We start from the raw sequence: 20048 nt of genomic DNA on the forward strand, positions 1-20048 counted from the left end.
ATCATGGGAAGCAGAGCAACCGGAAGACTAGCTCCATTCGCTAGATTAACGAAATTAACCTTAACTTTAGCGCTGACAGGATCTATGACTGCATTGGGTACGGTCTCAGCTCAGGATACGAGTGAGCTCACAGGGAATAAGCCTGCAGGAGGAGAGGCCTTCTATATTAGTGACATTCAGTTCTTAAACGAGACGACGGGACGTGCAGCAGGTAATGGATATATGATTGGCACATCCGATGCCGGTGATCACTGGCAGAACATCTATACAGGAACTTGGCAGTTCACTCAGCTTGATTTTATCAATAATAAAGTAGGTTATGCGCTGGCGAAATCCTCAAGTGGCGGACCGAATGCGCTACTGCATACGGATGATGGTGGTAAGTCATTAACGAAGATAAAAACGGGGGACATGTATCTGCAGCGTATCGATTTTACTAAGGAGGATGAGGGATTTGGCTACTCCCAGGCTTACACTTACCATACCTCCGATGGAGGCAGCAGCTGGAGCAAGATAGCCACCCCGACGAATACCAGATATGCGGTATTCACAGATGCGAAGAAAGGTTATGCACTGACAGTTCATCCGGGATACGGATATAAGCTGCATCAAACGACAAATGGCGGCACAGGCTGGAAGGTACGTCTCTCCGTATCCTCGGAGACAGTCAGTGGCGGTAAAATCGCCGTGAACGGCCAGGAGGTATGGGTGAGGCTGAACGGAGGGGCTGGCATGTCTCAGCAATCCTACGCCGTATACGCTTCGAGCAATGCTGGTCAGAGCTTTGTCAAAGTGATCGGTCAAGATACAGCAGGAGCCGGACCCGCGCCTGGCGACGAACCAGGGTATACAGATGTCGGTCCTGCAGCACCTGCCGGGCATCCAGGGAATTTATCGCTTGTAAATGGAGCGGCCTATCTCGCTGGGTTCTCGCCGGCAGGGGAGAAGATCGGCGTGGGAAGCTCTTCCGATGGCGGGAAGACGTGGACGAACCTGCCGTCTATTCAAGGATACGATAGTGACATTTCCTTCACTGAGCGGAATAAAGGCTGGATGGCAGATACAAGCCTCATGCATCCTGCAATTTATCGAACGGGAGACGGAGGTCATTCTTGGACTGAGGTCTTGGTTCTGGAGCAGCCTAACGAGTGATTCGTTATACTCGGCTAATGAATGGAGCAGATGAGTGTTCATGGCCGATCCGATTTGTAAAATGAACAGAGGAGCAGACCTTTTGATTAATTGAAAATCAAAGGTCTGCTCCTTTGTGCGGTTCGAGATTGCAATTTTTAAGCGATCGGTGTTCCATTAGGCACTTCTTCATCGGGTCTCAGCAAGATGACATCGCCTTCTTCAGGAATGCCGCCGAGTACGAGAACCTCAGATACATAGCCGGCGATTCGGCGCGGAGGGAAGTTTACAACTGCCGTAATCTGCCTTCCGATTAATTCATCGGGCGTATACCGTTTGGTGATTTGTGCAGAGGATTGCTTGATACCGAGTTCTCCAAAATCGATCTCCAGCTTGATTGCCGGCTTTCTTGCTTCCGGAAAAGCCTCTGCCTTAACAATGGTGCCGATGCGGATATCCAGCTTTACGAAATCATCTATCGTGGCCATGCCATTTCCTCCAAGTTTAATTTTCGGAATCAAGATAACGATACAGTGTAGATTTGCTGATTCCAGTTTCGTCTTTTATCTGTGCCAGACTATATTGATTGCTTTGATACATAACAATCGCTTTTTTGACGTTTTCGTCTGGTTTTTTGGGGCGTCCGGGTCTTATCCCCTTCTGTTTTGCTTCATATAACCCTTTTTTAGTCTTCTCACTAATTACATCACTTTGAAAGTCGAGCAGTTGGTGCACCATCTCTTGAAAGGCCAAACCGGTAGAAGTACTTGTATTGATCCCTTCTTTTGCGGAAATAAGATAGCAGTCTCTATTGCGCAGCTCATCGAGCAGTTCGGCCAGGTGCCTCGTTGAATCAGCGAGTGCAAATAATTTAGCAACAACGATATGATCGCCGGGCACGAGCTTGTCTAATAGACCGTACAACGCAGTTCGTTTCTTGGCGGAGCCATGCTCCTCGGCAATGATATGATCGCAGGCATATTGTGCCAATACGGCTTGCTGGTGGTTACATTGTAAATCGTCCTGATAAGGTCTTACATATCCGATTAGCATGTATTAAACTCCTTGACATTCACTAGTCTCAAAAAGGTTCCATTTTGGAACGATCCATGATAAACTAACGAAGGTATTGATAACTTGCATTTATATGATGACTTGACGTTTATGAGACTTAAAAGTCGGGTTCTCAAAAATAGATAAAGAGGTGTGGAGAGAAAGTGTTAGAAAATCTCAAGAGAACATGGTTTTTTAATGTAAGAGCTGATATTTTGTCCGGAATTGTTGTAGCTCTTGCGCTCATCCCGGAAGCCATTGCCTTCTCACTGATTGCGGGTGTGGACCCTATGGTCGGTTTGTATGCTTCCTTCTGTATTGCTGTAATCATTGCTTTTGCTGGCGGCAGACCAGCGATGATCTCAGCAGCGACAGGGGCCATGGCCTTGGTTCTTGCTCCCCTGGTGAGGGAGCACGGGATCGAGTACATGCTTGCAGCTACCATTTTAACAGGTATTATTCAGTTTCTGCTAGGTGTGTTCAAAGTAGCTACACTGATGAAGTTTATTCCACGCGCCGTCATGATTGGCTTCGTCAATTCACTGGCCATTCTGATCTTTATGGCGCAAGTCCCTTATTTCTGGGGCATCAATGGCGCAACCTATGTGTTCCTAGGTATAACACTGCTTATCGTATACGTCGTGCCTCGATTCTTCAAGGCCATTCCTGCACCATTGATTGCCATCGTCGTGTTAACTGTTGTATCCGTATTTACAGGATTTAATCTCCAGACCGTAGGAGATATGGGGAACATTACTCAGACCTTACCGTCATTTCTGATCCCTGATGTACCGTTCTCTATCGAAACACTACAGATAATATTACCATATTCTTTCGCACTCGCAATTGTCGGCTTGCTTGAATCACTGCTTACCTCCTCCATTGTCGATGATATGACAGATACAGAGAGCGACAAGAATCGTGAAGCTAGAGGGCAAGGGATTGCAAACTTCGTCACAGCGTTCTTCGGTGGTATGGCGGGATGCGCCATGATCGGTCAGTCCATGATTAACGTAAAATCAGGCGGACGCAGCCGTTTGTCTACGCTTGTGGCAGGGCTGTTTCTTATGTTCCTGATTCTTGTACTTGGTGATCTGGTAGTCCTAATGCCGATGCCCGTTCTGGCTGGAATCATGGTCATGGTCTGTATCGGGACGTTTGATTGGTCTTCATTCCAATATTTGAAAAAAGCGCCCCGTTCGGATGCCATCGTCATGGTGGTTACCGTAATTATTGTCGTTGCCACTCATGATCTCTCCAAAGGAGTTATTGCTGGTGTCATCTTAAGCGCTGTGTTCTTCGTGGCGAAGATATCGAAACTGGAAGTGACCAAGCCAGCGGAGGATGTCAAGAAACAGGTGTTCAAAGTGAAGGGGCAATTATTCTTCGCCTCTACCACGACATTTGAACAATCCTTTGATCTGTCTGTACAAGATCGCGACATTGTCATTGACTTCTCCAATTCTCATGTTTGGGATGATTCTGCTGTAGGCTCGATTGATAAAATCATCTTGAAATACAGAGAGAATAACAATGAAGTAAGACTGACCGGACTAAATGAAGCAAGTCAGCGCATGATCGATAAGCTGGCGGTATTTACAGACAGCAAGGGTAAATTGAATACACATTAAAACAGGTATTCTTATGATATAACATTACCCGCGAGGAGGAATATCAAGGTACAAACGGATGAAGTAACAGGGTGAACAATATTTTGCTTGGTGAAAAATAAGAAGGTCCTGCTCTGCTGAAAACTCAGTAGTGCAGGACCTTCTTGTATATCTTAAGGTTCAAAGCCCTGTTGACTAATATATACACGCTCCTCCGGAAAAACGCTTCGCATCCGAGACAGAACGATTTGATAGGCAGTGGAGTCATACCATGCGGTTGAATCTATTTCATCATATAAGGCATCAATCCCCAGCTGTCTTGTTCTTTTGCCGCCGCTGCCATCTCCCATGAAATAATCATCAATGGTAACGCGGTTGGTCGCACAATAGAGCTTGGACGCAAAAGCCTCGCTGCTGGGCAGAATCGGAGCGATCGCTGCTTGAGTCGGAATGCCCGCCTCGGTTAATTCCTGCAGTGCCTTCATTCGGGCAGCAATAGGAGGGGCAGAGGGAGAGAAATGTTTTCTGACCTCATCCAGATCGGTTTCGATCGTAAGACTGACACGCACCCTGTCTCCCAATGCTGTGAATAAATCGATATCCCTTGTGACGAGGGGGCTTCTGGTTTGTACCAGTATAAAATCAGGCGGAGATTCGCACATCACTTCCAGCAGGGAACGAGTAATCTGCTCTTTATATTCGATGGGCTGATAAGGATCTGTACTGGAAGACATAAAGATCGTAACCGGCCCCTTAGCTGTGGCACGCTTTAATTCCTTGCGGAATACAGTTGACGCTTCCTGCTTCACATCTACCCAAGTTCCCCATTCCGACCCGCGAAATAGAGAAACAGGCATCCGGCGGACATAGCAATACGAGCATCCGAACGAACATCCCGTATATGGATTCAATGTATGGGTGTAGCCAGACAGGAATCCAGTTCCTTTATTCATCAGTGACTTTGGAGTTTTATATAAATATTGAATTTCTCTCTTGGACATCGATAACACCTCTATTCTTATAGAACAGATTCTATTATAATTCATTAAAGGTCGTGTGGGAACATATATTCTCATTTTTATCCCGTATGATACATCTTTCGATTATGAGATATAAGATTCGGGTATAACATTCGTAGCCGGATAATCCAGCAATTACCTATATTACTGCATAAAAAGGAGATGTAACGATGATCAAGAGAAATACAATCAAGCTGGCAGATGGAACTGTGCTTCCTGCAATCGGACAAGGAACCTGGCGTATGGGAGATGATCCTTCCGTACGAAGTGAAGAAATGGCCGCACTGCGTCTTGGTGTTGAGCTGGGGATGCATGTTATTGATACCGCGGAAATGTATGGTGAAGGCTTGTCCGAATCCCTTGTCGGAGAAGCGATCCAGGGCATTAGGGAAGAGGTGTTCCTCGTTTCTAAAGTATATCCGCATAATGCAGGGCGAAACCGAATCATTACCCGTTGTGAGCAGAGCCTGCGCAGACTGAAGACAGATCATTTGGATTTGTATCTGCTTCACTGGAGAGGAGACATTCCTCTCGCCGAAACGGTAGAAGGAATGGAGAAGCTGGTTCAGGACGGTAAAATCGCGCGTTGGGGCGTTTCCAATCTGGATACAAAAGATATGGAAGAGCTGCTATCTATATCTAAAGGCAGTAATTGTGCGGTTAATCAGGTACTGTATCACCTCGGCTCAAGAGGGATTGAGGTTGATCTGATGCCATGGCAGACAGAGCGTCAGATCCCAATTATGGCTTATTCTCCGCTTGCGCAGGGAGGTACACTTCGGCGTGAAATTACTGGCAATGAGACCGTAAAGGCAGTTGCAGAGAAGCATGATATAACCCCGCTGCAGTTAATGCTTGCTTGGAGTATTCGGAACGGTCAAGTTCTCGCTATTCCTAAAGCTTCTAAGGAGGAGCATGTGATACTGAATGCTGCTGCATATGAGGTAGAGCTGACGGAGGATGATCTCAATGAGCTGGATTTAGCATTTCCGAAGCCAGATCATAAAGTACCGTTAGAAATGATTTAATTTATGTTAGAAAACTTTACAGGTGTATCTGAAATTTCACATTAATTAATCTATTCTACCTATTACATGTTAAAATCTTGCTCAAATCCTCTTATTTACAAGTCTATCATTCTATTATATGTTAGTTTAAGTAACATAAATAGAATGAGGGCGAGGGAATGAAGTATGAGGAATAGCAAAATGCAAATGATGAGTGTGCTCTTGGCTGGAGGACTGCTGCTTCCTGTGGCCGGCTTTCCTGGCGAGATGGCGGCTGCGGCACCTGTCAGCACGGAATGGTCTGAATTTATGGAACTCGATTGGGCCCCGAGTGAGTGGACTGTGGAAAATGAACGACACAAGACCATCAGTACGGAACAGTTTGCAGAGCTCATTAATCTGGCGGCGAAGGAAGCCGGTTCGGAGCGCCTCATTACAGAAGTTTCACAATCGGCTAAGATTAACAGAGAAGTGGCAGCCCGCTTGTTGGATGAAATGATTGATGTGCCTTACGTTGAAGAAATGATATATCAGGATATTCCGATCAGCAGTCCTTATGCAAGCTCAATTGGTGTAATTACGACGGCCGGTGTGATGAAGGGGAATGCTGAATATACATACGGTTATGGCAAGCCCCTTACCAAGGGGGATGCAGCAGTTGTTGCCCTCAGGGTCTATCAATATTTACAGCCGGTGAGTGTCGTTGAGGCATCGATCTCGGATTTGCAGAAGGCAATGACTTCAGGAAGAGTTACCTCCGCAGAGCTGGTGGATATGTATCTGGAACGCATCGAAAAATACGATGTAGAGGGTCCGAAGCTTAACTCTATTATTTCCCTTAATGAGCAGGCGGACGAGCTGGCTGAAGAGCTGGATGCCGAGCGTGGGCAGAGTGGAGCAAGAGGTGCGCTTCATGGAATACCTGTCATTTTAAAAGATAATTTCGATACAGCGGACATGCCGACTACAGGAGGCTCGTTAGCATTAAAAGAAAGTGTTCCATTAGATGATGCTTATCAAGTGGAGAAGTTAAAAGAAGCCGGGGCAATCATACTAGCGAAGTCCAATTTGCACGAATTTGCATTTGGTTATACCACAGTAAGCTCTGTGTCTGGTCAAACGCTGAATCCGTATAATGTATCCAAAGTGCCGGGAGGCTCAAGTGGCGGGACAGGAGCGTCGATCGCGGCGAGCTTTGCTGCAGTAGGGATGGGCAGCGATACCGGCGGTTCTATTCGAGTGCCGTCTTCATTTAATAATCTGGTCGGTATTCGTCCTACCATTGGTTTATCAAGTCGAGACGGAATCATGCCGTTAGCATTGACACAGGATACAGGAGGGCCGATTGCTAGAACCGTTGCTGACGCGGCTGCGATCCTTGACTTAACGGTAGGTTATGATCCTGATGACGTGACTACAGCAGCAAGTGTAGACCGCATTCCGGAATCATATTTGCATTATTTGGACCCAGCGGGATTAAACGGAGCGAGAATTGGTATTGTCCGAGAAGTGTTTGGCTCAGATCCAGATATCAATAAGGTGATGGATGAGGCGATACAGGACATGAAAGACCAAGGTGCTATATTCATTGATGATGTTGAGATTCCTAACTTCAAACAGATTAACAGCTATGCCAGTCTCAGTGCATGGGAATTCAAATTCCAGTTTAATGATTATCTCGAATCGCTGGGAGAAGAACGCGCGTATAAGGATCTTACGTCGATCATCGAATCGGGCTTATATGATGAATCGGTGAAGACACAGCTCATGGAGCGCAACAATCGGGAATCGCTTGAGGATGAGTCTTACAAAGATATTGTTCTTCATCGTACCAAGTTAGCGCAGAATGCTGTACTTAAGATGATGGCGGATTATAATCTGGATGCCCTTATTTTTCCTACTTCCGCAAACCCGATTTCAGAGATCGGGGATGAGCAAACCATCGGCGATGGCTTTAAGCTCAGCTCCTTCACAGGTTACCCGACAATAACGGTTCCGGCTGGCTTCAGAGCTGCTGACAACATGCCGGTTGGGTTGGATTTCATCGGAAGACCTTTCAGTGAACCGACATTGATTAAGCTTGCCTACTCCTATGAACAGCACACCCAGCATCGCACGGCTCCTGCCTTAACTCCATAAAGATGGGTCAACATTATCGAACAGCGGCGGATTTATGAGTCCGCTGTTTTTTTTTGCGTGTCCAATCCAGAAATTGAGTCAGTCCCTGGGGCGATGTGTTATAAATAGGATGATATGAAATGGAAGGTTGAGGATGAGAGATGGATAAAATCGTATTTGCTGTAATTGGGGCTGGATGGAGAGCTGAATTTTTTATGCGAGTTGCTGCAATGCTGCCGGATCTATTTAAAGTAAGCAGAGTATTGGTCCGAAATGAGGCTAAGGCCGAACTGTTTCAAAAGAAATGGGGAATAAAGACCGTTACAACATTGGATCAATTCCTGGAGAACCGGGATTATTCGTATGCGATTATTTCTATACCTTGGGATGCCAATCCGAATTACATAGCCGAACTGAGCAAGCAGGAGATACCTGTACTCGCCGAGACGCCTCCAGCTCCAGATATGGACGGACTATTGAAGCTGCATCAGGAGCTGCCCGCAAATGCTAAGGTAGAAGTTGCAGAGCAGTACTTGTATCAGCCGATGCACGCGGCCAGAATCCGTCTTGCCCGGTCCGGTATTCTGGGTGAGGTCTCTCATGTTCAAGTATCAGCTGCACATGGATATCATGGAATAAGCCTGATCAGAGAATTGCTGGGGGTCGGGTATGAGAAGGCGAGTATTACAGGACATCAATTCACAAGTCCCATTGTGAAAGGACCGGGTAGACAGGGCTTGCCTGAAAACGAAGAGATCGTTCAGTCCATTCAAGAATTGGCAGTATTTCAATTTGGAGAGAAGACTGCGGTTTTTGATTTTTCCAATGTTCAGTACTTCTCTTGGATTCGGGGGAATCGGATCTTGGTTCGCGGGGAGCGTGGAGAAATTGTCAATGACGAGGTTTCTTATCTGAAGGATTTCAGAACGCCCGTCACATCCCGCTTAAGAAGAATAGATACGGGACACGGAGGGAATCTGGAAGGATACGCGCACCGGGGAATCCAATTTGAATCGGAGATGATTTATGAGAATCGATTCGAAATGGGAAGACTGTCGGACGATGAGATTGCTGTAGCGACAAGCATGTATAAGATGGGCCTGTATGCGTTAGATCTGGGGCCTTCATTCTATAATTTTGCTAAGGCAGCGCAGGATCATTATTTATCTATGATGATGAAGAGATCAATCAAGGAGGGCCAAGAGGTCGTCACTGAAATTATGCCGTGGTCAAGCAGGTAGGTGATAGTCTGTTATTTCTGCGAAAATTTCGTATTTTTCTGTCAATTGGGTAAATTACTTAGGTCGAGTTATTATAACCCAGAATACAAATGACAGGAGACGAGCGAAATGGCTAGACTAACAGACAAAGTGGCGATTATTACAGGAGGAGCCGGCGGAATTGGTAAAGTGACAGCAGAGCTGTTTCTGAAGGAAGGCGCCAAGGTGGTTATTGTGGACCTCATGCAGGATGCGCTTGATAAGGTGAAGTCGGAATTGTCATCTCATGGAGAAATTGTTGCTATACAAGCAGATGTATCGAATGAAGCAGATGTAGAGAAGTATGTAAAAGCAACCGTTGATCAATTTGGCAAAATTGATGTTTTCTTCAATAATGCCGGAATCGAAGGTAAGGTTGCGCCAATCATGGAACAAGAGGCTCAGGACTTCGATAAAGTTATTGCTGTGAATGTCAGAGGTGTGTTCCTTGGATTGAAGCATGTGCTCAAAGTGCTTGTAAATCAAGGCTATGGAAGTGTTATCAACACTTCGTCCGTCGCCGGATTAAGCGGGAGCATTGGAGTAACACCTTATATTACCTCGAAGCATGCGGTTGTGGGACTGACCAAAGCAGCCGCACTTGAGGTAGCCAGCAAAAATGTCCGGGTAAACTCCATTCACCCTTCACCTGTGAATACACGTATGATGCGCTCCCTCGAAACGGGCATGCAGACGGATCAGGAGACATTGGCCAAAGCTATCCCGCTGGGACGTTATGCTGAGTCCAGTGATATCGCCAATCTTGTACTATTTCTCGCTTCTGATGAGAGCTCCTTTATTACAGGTGTGCAATATCGCGTCGACGGCGGTATGGGTGCGATGTAACCGTTCAGCCTGCATTAAGATATATACGGATTTAGATCTAAACCTCTTTTTGGCAATCCAGCCGAGAAGGGGTTTTTTTGGATCCAAGTTTGCGCCAGTCTACACTTTGCATTTATTTATACACAATATTATAAGAATAAAAATTCCAGTTGTGGAAAATATACAAGGGGTAGGCTAGACTCACCCATATTATAGGAAAGTAGGTACATGTATTGGATACGAATCATAATGATCCAAAAACGAACATAGAAGATGATCAAACTTTAACGAATCGACAAGGCCATCCGATTACGAACAATCAGAATATTAGAACAGTCAGCAACCGGGGACCTGCTACCTTGGAGAACTACGATTTTATCGAGAAGATCAGTCACTTTGACCGGGAAAAGGTGCCTGAACGAATTGTACATGCCAGAGGAGCAGGAGCTCACGGTTACTTTGAAGCTTATGGAACATGCGGCGATGAGCCGATATCTAAGTACACTCGTGCCAAGCTGTTCCAGGAAAAAGGCAAGCAAACACCGGTCTTCGTGCGTTTCTCTACCGTTGTACACGGCCTGCACTCTCCGGAAACGGTGCGTGACCCGCGCGGATTTGCAGTTAAATTTTATACGGAAGACGGCAACTGGGACCTTGTTGGGAACAATCTCAAAATCTTCTTTATCCGGGATGCGATGAAATTCCCTGATATGATTCATGCGTTCCGTCCAGATCCAGTGACCAATATTCAGGATGCGAGAAGGTTCTTCGATTTCTGTGCCAATTCGCCGGAATCCTTTCATATGGTCACATTTGTCTATTCTCCATGGGGTATTCCAGCGAACTACCGAATGATGCAGGGCTCGGGCGTAAACACGTACAAATGGGTCAATCAAGAAGGAAAAGCAGTGCTTGTCAAATATCATTGGGAGCCGAAGCAAGGCATTAAGAACCTCACTGTGAAGGAAGCAGAGGAAATTCAAGGGAAGAACTTCAACCATGCGACACAGGACTTGTATGAGGCTATCGAGAGTGGTGATTACCCGGAATGGGAGCTGTTTGTGCAGATCATGGAGGATGGTCCGAATGAAGAGCTCGATTTTGATCCGCTGGATGACACGAAGCTGTGGCCGAATGATCAGTTCCCATGGAAGAAGGTTGGACGCATGGTGCTGAACAAGTCTCCTGAGAACTATTTCAATGAAGTAGAGCAGTCCGCTTTTGGTACAGGGGTACTGGTTGATGGACTTGATTTCTCGGATGACAAAATGCTGCAGGGTCGTACCTTCTCCTATTCAGATACACAGCGCTATCGTGTAGGTGCGAACTATTTGCAGCTGCCAATCAATGCCGCGAAGAAGCGTGTCGCAACCAACCAGGAGGGTGGTCAGCTTCGTTATTATAACGATAAGGCACCAGGGCAGAACCTGCATGTGAACTACGAGCCTTCCAGTATGGGCGGACTTACGGAAGCCGAGCAGACAGGTAAAGAGTACACACCTTATATTGAAGGCAATCTCGTGCGTGAGTCGATAGACCGTAATGACAATACGAAGCAGGCAGGTCAAACCTACCGTGATTTTGAACAATGGGAAAAGGATGAACTGATTAACAATATGGTGAACGATCTTGCCATCTGCCCGAAGGATATTCAAGATAAAATGATTGCTCTAGCAGAGCAGGCCGATGAGGACTATGGCCGCCGCTTGAGAGAAGGTATTGCAGAGAAGAGCAAAATGATGGGCGACAATAACAGTGTTGCACAGACACACCCGCTGGGTGCTGATGATGCGCCTGGGGCAGTAGATGAAGCGATTCAAAAAGGACATGAGCAGGATCCGTATTAAGGAATACTTGCGTAAGCCAGTCTGCTGAGAAGATCTCTCGTGGAGACTGAGAAGTACATAGACGCAAAGGGTTTGTTGTGTCTGATAGAAAATATCCCTCAATAGTTAACATGAGTAGAAATGATCCTAATGATCATGAACCTTATTCATGCTGTTGAGGGATTTTTTTGTACGATATGATATGATGGGGCGTCCTTCTGGTTATCAAGCGCTGGTAACGAAAGTGATAGAAGGAGATTTGCGCAATAAGGAAGAGATTTATCAACTATGTGAAGGCTTATGGACGGGGTTAAATGAGTGGTATTCGGAGCTGGGGATTGACTATGTCAGTAAGGAGCTGCCTGTGTAAATGGTTCTTTAGATGCATAATTTAGTTGGCATCTTGACCGTTTTTCGATTGTTTGCTATATTACATACACAACAAATGCATATCTCAGGCAGTCTATCCAAGACGGGTGACTACTTGATCGGCAATAGAGCCGCTTGCTTATCTAAGAAGATAAGGGAGCGGCTCTTTCTGTTTACTTTATGCATTTTTAAATCATTCAGAGGAGTGTTGTGCATGTATCGACCTTTAACAGAGAAAGGCAAACCGGCTTTTGGAGGAATTCGTACCTTTATGCATCTTCCGCATATCAAGTCATTGGATCAGGTCGATTATGCCATCATCGGCAATCCGTTTGATACGGGAGCCGGGTACGCAGTAGGCACAAGATTTGGTCCGTCAGCGATACGGGAAATGTCACAGCGAATCAGGACAACGAATCCAGCCCAAGGGATTGATAGCAGCGAGTATTTGTCTGGAATCGATTATGGTGACCTTTCTATCTATCCTGGTTATATTGAACAGACGTATGAGACCGTTCAAGAGCAGCTTGCTCCAATTTATGATAAAGGCATCGTTCCAATTATTTTAGGGGGAGACCACTCCATATCCTATCCTCATGTGAAGGCTGCTGCAGCCCAATATGGTCCGATCAGCCTCGTTCATTTTGATTCTCATTCGGATGCCTGGGAGCCTATGGATGAAATACGCAGGTTTTCTCATGGTAATATGTTTTATCATGGAGCTAAAGAAGGCTGGATCAATACGGAGACATCCATTCAAATGGGAATGCGGGGACATTCGAGCTTAACGCATTATGAAGAAACTCGTGCCCTTGGTTTTGATCTGCTAACTACCGATGATGTGAAGAGAATGGGGACAGAGCAGCTATGTCAAAGAGTCAAGGATAGAGTAAAAGACACACCGGTCTTCCTGACCTTTGACATCGATTTTCTGGATCCTGTGTTTGCACCAGGAACGGGAACGCCTGAAGTCGGGGGATTTACGACCTATGAAGCGATTCAGATGTTGAGAGGACTTGCTGGAATAAATATCATAGGATGTGATCTTGTAGAGGTGCTGCCTGACCGCGATCCAACAAGGGTAACGGCTCTGAATGCAGCTGCGATTGTATCGGAGTTTATTACACTTCTGGCTATGCATCGCCGGAGTCGGAAGCTATTGGCTGCAGAATCTGTGACTGTTTGACTTCACGTTGTATAAAGAAACATCCGCTGAAGCTAATTGCTCAGCGGATGTTTTAACGTTGTCCGGCCTGCCAGGAGTCAGATCATATAGGCTGTCTTAACACGGAATCAGCGACCTCGATAATTTTTCTGCGTTCATTCATTGCCTGTGTACGCATGAGTTCATAGGCTTTGTTCTCACTTATATTTTTCTGCTTACTAAGTGACAGCTTCGCGCTTTCAACACGCTTAATTTCATCAAGCTTGCTGGATAAGAAACGATACTCACGTTCCAAATGGACCCTCATCTGATAGTTCTTTACTCCTATGAGCAATGACCATTGAAGCTCATTATCATTCATGCCTGAGCAAAGTACACCGTCGAGCTTCTCGTGTGGAGCGGCAGTGGCAGGTTTTCGTTCATCGCACCACCACAGAATAGGAAAAGAGAATAAGGAGTTTGCCAAATGAAGCCATTTCTTCAGTCGACAAGCAGGCAAATCGAGGATGATCATTTCAAACCTGCTCTCTGTAAGATTTTCCATACATTCAGCTTCAACAGACTCAACACGATAACCTAATTCTTTGAACTTGACATCAACTTGACATTTGGTCGTCGGGATATCATGAACATGCAATAATCTTGGTTTCATAATTTACCCATCACCTCGAAGTAGGAATTGAGACAACAGCTTTCGTGTTTTGTGTATGTACAAAGGTGAATGTTTCTGATTAATGATAATTTATATAATACATCTATTTAAAAGTCAATCGATTAAGTGAAGTAATCTGACACAAAAGTACAAAAAATATTAAATTTCAAGAGATTGTGTTAAATATATTGACACATGCCGCTCCTGTTTCTATAATTGCATTACACAACTGCATACAAGCAGGCATCCTCTGGTGTGGGATGTTTGTCTATGGCAAAGAGGCCGCTTAATCATAAGCGGCCTCTTTTTGTTTTTTTCTTAGAAAATAGAATGGAGTGAGCTGAGAATGAAATATCGTCCACAGATTGAAATGGGGAAACCGTTGTATTCAGGAATCCATACGTTTATGCATTTGCCTTATGAACAAAATCTGGATGAGGACGTGGATTTTGCCGTAATCGGGGTTCCGTTTGACACAGGTGTCAGTTATGGAATTGGAGCTAGGTTTGGTCCGTCAGCGATTCGCAGCATGTCTCAGCGGATCAGGCCCATCTCTCCCGTACATCAGATTGATATTTCTGAATATTTATCAGGGGTGGATTATGGAGATCTCATCGTTCATCCAGGTTATATCGAACAATCCTATCAAGCAATTGAAGATCAGCTGACGCCAGTATTTGGAGCAGGTGTGGTGCCAATATTGCTGGGAGGAGATCATTCTATATCACTGCCCCACTTAAGAGCAGCAGCCAAGAAGCATGGTCCTGTATGTCTGGTGCATTTTGATTCCCATTCCGACACTGGACGATCCAAGCATCCGGAAAGAATGTGGTCGCATGGAGCTGTTTTCAGTTATGCGGTAGATGAAGGTCTCATTGATCCTTATCATTCCATCCAGATGGGAATGAGAGGAACGACATACAGGGCAGATGGTCTGGAAGAAGCTAGAGCGATGGGCTTTGAAGTGTTGACGACAGATGATGTCAGAGATTTAACTATTCCTGAACTTTGCCGCAAGGTGAAAGAATGTGTCGGAGATCGCCCGGTGTTTCTTACCTTTGATATTGATTTTCTTGATCCCGTCTATGCGCCTGGAACGGGAACACCAGAGGTCGGCGGCTTTACAACCTATGAAGCACAGAAGATGCTGAGAGGCTTGGCAGGTATTGATTTTATTGGCTTTGATCTGGTAGAAGTACTGCCTGACCGTGATCCAAGTCAGGTGACGGCACTTAATGCAGCTAATATTGTATTTGAATTCATCAGCTTGCTTGCAGTAAAGCGCAGAGATAAGTCGGAACGTGTGACACGAGCGGAAGGAGATATGTCTTATGAGAAAATGGTTTAAAAAAACGGCTTTACTCCCTCTAATCGGTATGCTGCTTATCACAGGCTGCGGCTCACAGGGGGAAGGCGCTGGGACCGCAGTAGGAGCGGCATCTGGAGGTAGTGCTTCTCAAGCAAATCAGTTGACGATTGGAATTACTAATCCACCCCTTATGTTTAATCCGATCGATTCTGACGGAAGTGGGTCGAGCGGTGCTGTGTTTACGTATCGTTATTTCTTTGACAGCTTGATCAAGACGACAGGACCGCTTCAATTTGAGCTTCAGCTGGCAGAGTCATTTGAAACAGAGGACAATCAAACATTCAAAATTGCCCTCCATCCAGATGCGAACTGGACAGATGGTACACCCATCACAGCTGAAGATGTTGAATTTACGATCAATCTGATCGCCAATCCGAACACCATCACAACGCAGCGCAGTGCTATTTTTTCATTGGACGGTTTAAATGAGAAAGGAATGCTCCCGGAAGGAAAGGACAAGCTGGAGTCCATTAAAGTCATTGATGACAAGCATCTGGAGCTGCGTACCAAAACCCCGGTTGACCCAAATCTCGTATATGAACGTTTCTCAGATGTGCTCATTGTACCTAAACACATATTGTCTGAAGTGAATCCCGCGGAACTGAACCAGAATCCGTTCTGGCGTAGTCCCAATGTAACATCTGGACCTTATTCTTTTGTTAAATATGAGAGTAAATCGTATGTTGAGCTGGCTGCCAACCCGAATTATTACCGGGGAGTACCGAAGATAGAGAAAGTGTTCATTAAAATCATGCCCGCTGCTAATATGGTTGCGCAATTAGAGTCAGGTGAGCTCGACATGAATGCTGCTCAAGGCGTTGGGAATATTCCGGCTACGGAGTGGAGCACAGTTAAGTCAATTGAAGGACTACAGACACTTGAAGAACAAACCCGAAGATACAATTCTATTGAAATTAATACCGAACGGTTTCCTGATAAAAAAGTTCGTCAAGCTCTTGCTTACGCCATCGATCGTCAAATGATTGTAGATCAGCTGATGCCTGGGACAGGAGAATTGCAGGATGGTCCTTATTCAAACAGCCATCCGTATCACGACGAGAATATCCTTAAATATTCCTATGATCCAGAACTAGCTAAACAAATGTTAGCTGAAGCAGGTTTTGATATGAATGCTCCTATTGAGCTTATTGTTCCAACTGGAGATAGAACACGTGAAATGGCAGGGAATATAATTCAACAAAATTTTCAAGCAATAGGTTTGAAGGTGAATCAGGTCAATTTCGATTTTCCAACGACGGTATCTAAGCTGGTATCAGGAGATTTCGATCTTGCGCTCAGCAGCTTCGGAAGCATCATCGATCCTGACGGGCCGGCGACGGTCTACCGATCGACTGCGGCTTTGAACGATATGCGCTATAACAATCCGGAAGTAGATGCGTTGTTTGATGCGGGTATGGCAGAGACGGATCCAGAGAAACGGGGTGAGATCTATGACAAGCTTCAGAATCTTATTCAGGAGGATGTTCCACTCATCACGGTATATTCCGAGTTTAACCTCATGGCAATAGGAGAGGACATTGACGGTAAGGGGGGTGTCGTCGATGGTATGCACTATGACGTTAACACATGGGAACGCAGATGAGATCTAAAATGACGAAGGGGGTACACCATGAACGATTTGCTGACGGTTCGAGAGCTGAGAACTAATTTTCGTACAGAAACAGGAGAAGTGACGTCTGTTGATGACGTCAGCTTCTCTCTCCAAGAAGGAGAGACCTTGTGTATCGTCGGTGAATCTGGCTGCGGGAAAAGTGTGACATCTTTATCTATTCTGCGCTTGCTTGGGCGGAGTGGTTATATTTCCGAAGGATCTATTCAGTTTCAGGATAAGGAACTGGTGGAGCTTCCTGATGCTGAGCTCACTAAACTTCGGGGCAAAGAGATTTCTATGATATTCCAAGATCCGATGTCCTCGCTCAATCCGGTATTCACTATCGGGAATCAATTAATTGAGGTTATCCGGCTGCATCTGGATTTGAACGCTAGACAAGCCAAAGAGCACGCAATATCCGTCCTTAAGCAAGTCGGTTTTTCGAGAGCGGAGCAGATTCTTGGCCAATATCCCCATACATTATCAGGTGGAATGAAACAGCGGGTTATGATTGCCATGGCTCTTGCCTGTAAGCCCAAGCTCCTGATTGCGGATGAACCTACGACAGCCCTGGATGTGACGATTCAAGCCCAAATCCTTCAGTTGATTAAAGATATTCGCTCTGAATACGGCACTTCAATCATGCTGATTACTCATGACCTGGGCGTTGTTGCAGAGATGGCGGATCGAATTCTCGTAATGTATGCCGGTCAGGTAGTTGAGGAAGCGGAAGTATTTGAGCTGTTTGATCACCCTGCGCATCCCTATACCCACGGCTTGATGGAATCGATCCCTCATATTGAGATCAATGACACTAGACTTCAGTCGATTCAAGGGTCGGTTCCTTCCCTGCAAGAGATGCCCTCGGGCTGCAGATTCATGAAGCGTTGCACAAGAGCCGGGGAACGATGTCATTCGCTGCCTCCGCTTACAGAGATTAAAGCAGCTCACAAAGTAAGATGCTGGTATCCAATTCTATCAGACCATGTCTCCAAGATTGAGGGGTGAATTCGATGTCTGCAATACAGAAGGTAATAGAGGATAATATTCAAGCTGTACCGCCTTTGCTTCAATTAGAGGCAGTTCATAAATATTACTCCATCAAAAAAGGAGTGTTCTCCAAAACCATCGGTCACGTTAAAGCCGTGGATGGAGTGAGCTTAACGGTGTTTCCTGGTGAAACTGTCGGACTTGTAGGGGAGTCGGGCTGTGGAAAATCAACGCTTGGGAGAAGCATTGTGAAACTGGAGGAGGTTACGACAGGTAAGGTTCTATTTGAGGGAAAGGATCTTGCTCCGCTGCCAATTGGACAAATGCGAGGGATAAGGCGCGACTTGCAAATGATCTTTCAAGATCCATATTCATCCTTGAATCCAAGAAAACGAATCGTGGACTTAATGACAGAGCCGCTTAAAGTACTACGGGGAATGACGGATGGAGAGGCATTACAGCAGGCTGCTTGGCTTATGGAGATTGTTGGACTGCCTCTATCAAGTCTTGGTAAATATCCTCACGAATTCTCGGGAGGACAGCGACAGAGAATTGGTATTGCTCGAGCTGTGGCCTTGAAGCCAAAACTAATCGTATGTGATGAACCGGTCTCGGCACTGGATGTGTCGATCCAAGCTCAAATATTGAACCTGCTGAAGGATCTACAACAAGAGTTTAATCTTACATACCTGTTCATTGGACATGGACTAGGCTCGGTTAAATATATGAGTGACCGAATTGCAGTTATGTATTTAGGGAAAATCGTCGAGTTTGCTTCTGCCAGCGCTTTATTCCAGCATCCGAAGCATCCTTATACCAAAGCGTTGTTGGATGCTTATCCTGTCCCTAATCCATATCTTCGGAATAAAGAGCGAATCCTCTTGCAAGGGGATGTTCCAAGTCCGGCAGCACCACCGACAGGCTGTCGTTTTCATACCCGCTGCCCGATGGCAAATCATAAATGTAAGGAAGAAGAGCCTGAACTGACGAATCATGGAACTGACCAGAACCATCTGTATGCCTGTCATTATCCACTTATAAATAACCAAATAGTGAGGACTAGAGAAGAGGGGGCGCTCTATGTTTAATTACATTATCCGTAGATTACTTATCGCCCTTCCGGTGCTTCTTGGTGTTACCTTTCTGAATTTTGTACTGATTAATCTAGCCCCTGGTGATCCGGTAGATATGTATGTGAACCCTGATGTAACGGAGGAGGACAAGCAGATCCGGAGGGAAGCGCTAGGGCTCAATGATCCTTTTATGATTCGTTATTTTAAATGGCTTGCGAATTTGTTACAGGGTGATCTTGGGCATTCCTTCAGCTCGTTCCAGCCTGTTACGTCCATGATAGCAGAACGCATTGGCCCGACTCTACTGCTAGTTGGAGCTTCTATATTGTTTGGTTATTTAATTGCTATACCGATTGGGATATATTGTGCTGTCAAATCCGGCTCCAAATTTGATTACTTGATGTCAACGGGCTCTCTTCTTGGTGTATCCATTCCCAATTTTTTTCTAGGATTAGGTCTTATTTATATCTTCGGTGTTCTGCTGGGTATACTTCCCACCGGAGGTATGAACTCAATGGGAGGGAGCGGAGGATTCTGGGATACCCTGACTCACCTCATTCTGCCTACAATTACTCTAGGGACTTCCATATCCGGGGGCATGATCCGTTATGTGCGTTCAAGTGTCATTGAAGTACTCGGACAGGAATATCTCAGGACAGCACGAGCTAAGGGTATGAAGGAATTTATCGTTATTAATAAACATGCGCTCAAAAATGCACTGATCCCTCTTATCACGATTGCAGGTCTAGATATTCCCATACTCATCGGCGGGGCAGTGATTACGGAAACGATCTTTCAGTGGAACGGAATGGGGCAGCTCACCATTCAAGCCATATTCTCAAGAGATTTTCCTCTGCTCATGGGTGTAAATATGCTGGCCGCCTTGTCTGTGTTAGCCGCAAACCTATGGTCTGATGTGATGTATGCGGTTGTTGATCCACGTATCAAATACAGTTAATGAAAGGAGTGC

Annotated in this window: 18 protein-coding genes; 14 read left to right on the forward strand and 4 right to left on the reverse strand. The window is 45.6% G+C overall.

Annotation, left to right across the window (positions count from 1 at the left end; all coding sequences use genetic code 11):
• Positions 1–3: 3 nt before the first annotated feature.
• Positions 4–1152: a hypothetical protein gene (locus tag PUW25_RS11180; RefSeq protein WP_052512291.1), complete on the forward strand. Its 1149-nt coding sequence runs from the start codon at positions 4–6 to the stop codon at positions 1150–1152.
• A 137-nt stretch (positions 1153–1289) separates the two neighbouring features.
• Here the strand turns inward: PUW25_RS11180 and csaA are convergent, their stop codons facing one another.
• Positions 1290–1619: a chaperone CsaA gene (csaA, locus tag PUW25_RS11185; RefSeq protein WP_047914257.1), complete on the reverse strand. Its 330-nt coding sequence runs from the start codon at positions 1617–1619 to the stop codon at positions 1290–1292.
• Positions 1620–1635: 16 nt separating this feature from the next.
• Positions 1636–2184: a recombinase family protein gene (locus tag PUW25_RS11190; protein ID WP_047914256.1), complete on the reverse strand. Its 549-nt coding sequence runs from the start codon at positions 2182–2184 to the stop codon at positions 1636–1638.
• A gap of 164 nt (positions 2185–2348) precedes the next feature.
• Here PUW25_RS11190 and PUW25_RS11195 point away from each other — a divergent pair, with 164 nt between their 5' ends.
• Positions 2349–3815: a SulP family inorganic anion transporter gene (locus tag PUW25_RS11195; protein ID WP_081872817.1), complete on the forward strand. Its 1467-nt coding sequence runs from the start codon at positions 2349–2351 to the stop codon at positions 3813–3815.
• A gap of 152 nt (positions 3816–3967) precedes the next feature.
• Here the strand turns inward: PUW25_RS11195 and PUW25_RS11200 are convergent, their stop codons facing one another.
• Positions 3968–4795: an SPL family radical SAM protein gene (locus PUW25_RS11200; protein ID WP_047914254.1), complete on the reverse strand. Its 828-nt coding sequence runs from the start codon at positions 4793–4795 to the stop codon at positions 3968–3970.
• Between the two features lie 188 nt (positions 4796–4983).
• Here PUW25_RS11200 and PUW25_RS11205 point away from each other — a divergent pair, with 188 nt between their 5' ends.
• The 7 genes from PUW25_RS11205 (at position 4984) to speB (PUW25_RS11235) (ending at position 13403) form a co-directional block, all read left to right on the forward strand.
• Positions 4984–5841 carry an aldo/keto reductase gene (locus PUW25_RS11205; RefSeq protein ID WP_047914253.1) on the forward strand — a complete coding sequence of 286 codons (858 nt, stop codon included), beginning with the start codon at positions 4984–4986 and terminating at the stop codon, positions 5839–5841.
• 165 nt (positions 5842–6006) lie between these two features.
• Entirely contained in the window at positions 6007–7959 is a 1953-nt protein-coding gene (locus PUW25_RS11210) for an amidase family protein (RefSeq protein WP_047914252.1), read from the forward strand.
• Positions 7960–8099: 140 nt separating this feature from the next.
• A complete protein-coding gene (locus PUW25_RS11215) occupies positions 8100–9179 on the forward strand; it encodes a Gfo/Idh/MocA family protein (protein ID WP_047914251.1) in 1080 nt (359 codons plus the stop codon).
• A 108-nt stretch (positions 9180–9287) separates the two neighbouring features.
• Complete coding sequence (locus PUW25_RS11220; RefSeq protein ID WP_047914250.1) at positions 9288–10043, forward strand: SDR family NAD(P)-dependent oxidoreductase; 756 nt, start codon at positions 9288–9290, stop codon at positions 10041–10043.
• A 212-nt stretch (positions 10044–10255) separates the two neighbouring features.
• Entirely contained in the window at positions 10256–11869 is a 1614-nt protein-coding gene (locus tag PUW25_RS11225) for a catalase (RefSeq protein ID WP_047914249.1), read from the forward strand.
• Positions 11870–12017: 148 nt separating this feature from the next.
• Entirely contained in the window at positions 12018–12218 is a 201-nt protein-coding gene (locus PUW25_RS11230; RefSeq protein WP_047914248.1) for a kanamycin nucleotidyltransferase C-terminal domain-containing protein, read from the forward strand.
• 213 nt (positions 12219–12431) lie between these two features.
• Entirely contained in the window at positions 12432–13403 is a 972-nt protein-coding gene (gene speB / locus PUW25_RS11235; RefSeq protein ID WP_205053215.1) for an agmatinase, read from the forward strand.
• Between the two features lie 82 nt (positions 13404–13485).
• On the opposite strand, the gene PUW25_RS11240 is transcribed toward speB (PUW25_RS11235), so the two are convergent.
• Entirely contained in the window at positions 13486–14034 is a 549-nt protein-coding gene (locus tag PUW25_RS11240; protein WP_205053214.1) for an ANTAR domain-containing response regulator, read from the reverse strand.
• A 346-nt stretch (positions 14035–14380) separates the two neighbouring features.
• Between PUW25_RS11240 and speB (PUW25_RS11245) the strand changes: the two genes are divergently transcribed.
• Genes speB (PUW25_RS11245) through PUW25_RS11265 form a run of 5 tightly spaced genes read left to right on the forward strand, consistent with a single transcriptional unit; the run spans position 14381 to position 20036 of the window.
• Positions 14381–15382 (forward strand): agmatinase, encoded by a 1002-nt coding sequence (gene speB / locus PUW25_RS11245; protein WP_205053213.1) that lies wholly within the window; start codon positions 14381–14383, stop codon positions 15380–15382.
• On the forward strand, positions 15366–17006 hold the full coding sequence (locus tag PUW25_RS11250) for an ABC transporter substrate-binding protein (protein ID WP_205053212.1): 1641 nt from the start codon (positions 15366–15368) through the stop codon (positions 17004–17006). The genes speB (PUW25_RS11245) and PUW25_RS11250 overlap by 17 nt, the downstream gene beginning before the upstream one ends.
• 27 nt (positions 17007–17033) lie before the next feature.
• Positions 17034–18023, forward strand: coding sequence for an ABC transporter ATP-binding protein (locus PUW25_RS11255; RefSeq protein WP_205053211.1), 990 nt, complete (start codon positions 17034–17036; stop codon positions 18021–18023).
• A gap of 5 nt (positions 18024–18028) precedes the next feature.
• A complete protein-coding gene (locus PUW25_RS11260) occupies positions 18029–19093 on the forward strand; it encodes an ABC transporter ATP-binding protein (protein ID WP_047914242.1) in 1065 nt (354 codons plus the stop codon).
• The gene (locus PUW25_RS11265) at positions 19086–20036 is read left to right on the forward strand and encodes an ABC transporter permease (RefSeq protein ID WP_274337041.1); all 951 of its coding nucleotides are present in this window, start codon (positions 19086–19088) and stop codon (positions 20034–20036) included. Before PUW25_RS11260 ends, PUW25_RS11265 begins: the two co-directional genes overlap by 8 nt.
• Positions 20037–20048: the final 12 nt, after the last annotated feature.

The sequence above is a fragment of the Paenibacillus urinalis genome (assembly GCF_028747985.1).
GTDB lineage: Bacteria > Bacillota > Bacilli > Paenibacillales > Paenibacillaceae > Paenibacillus > Paenibacillus urinalis.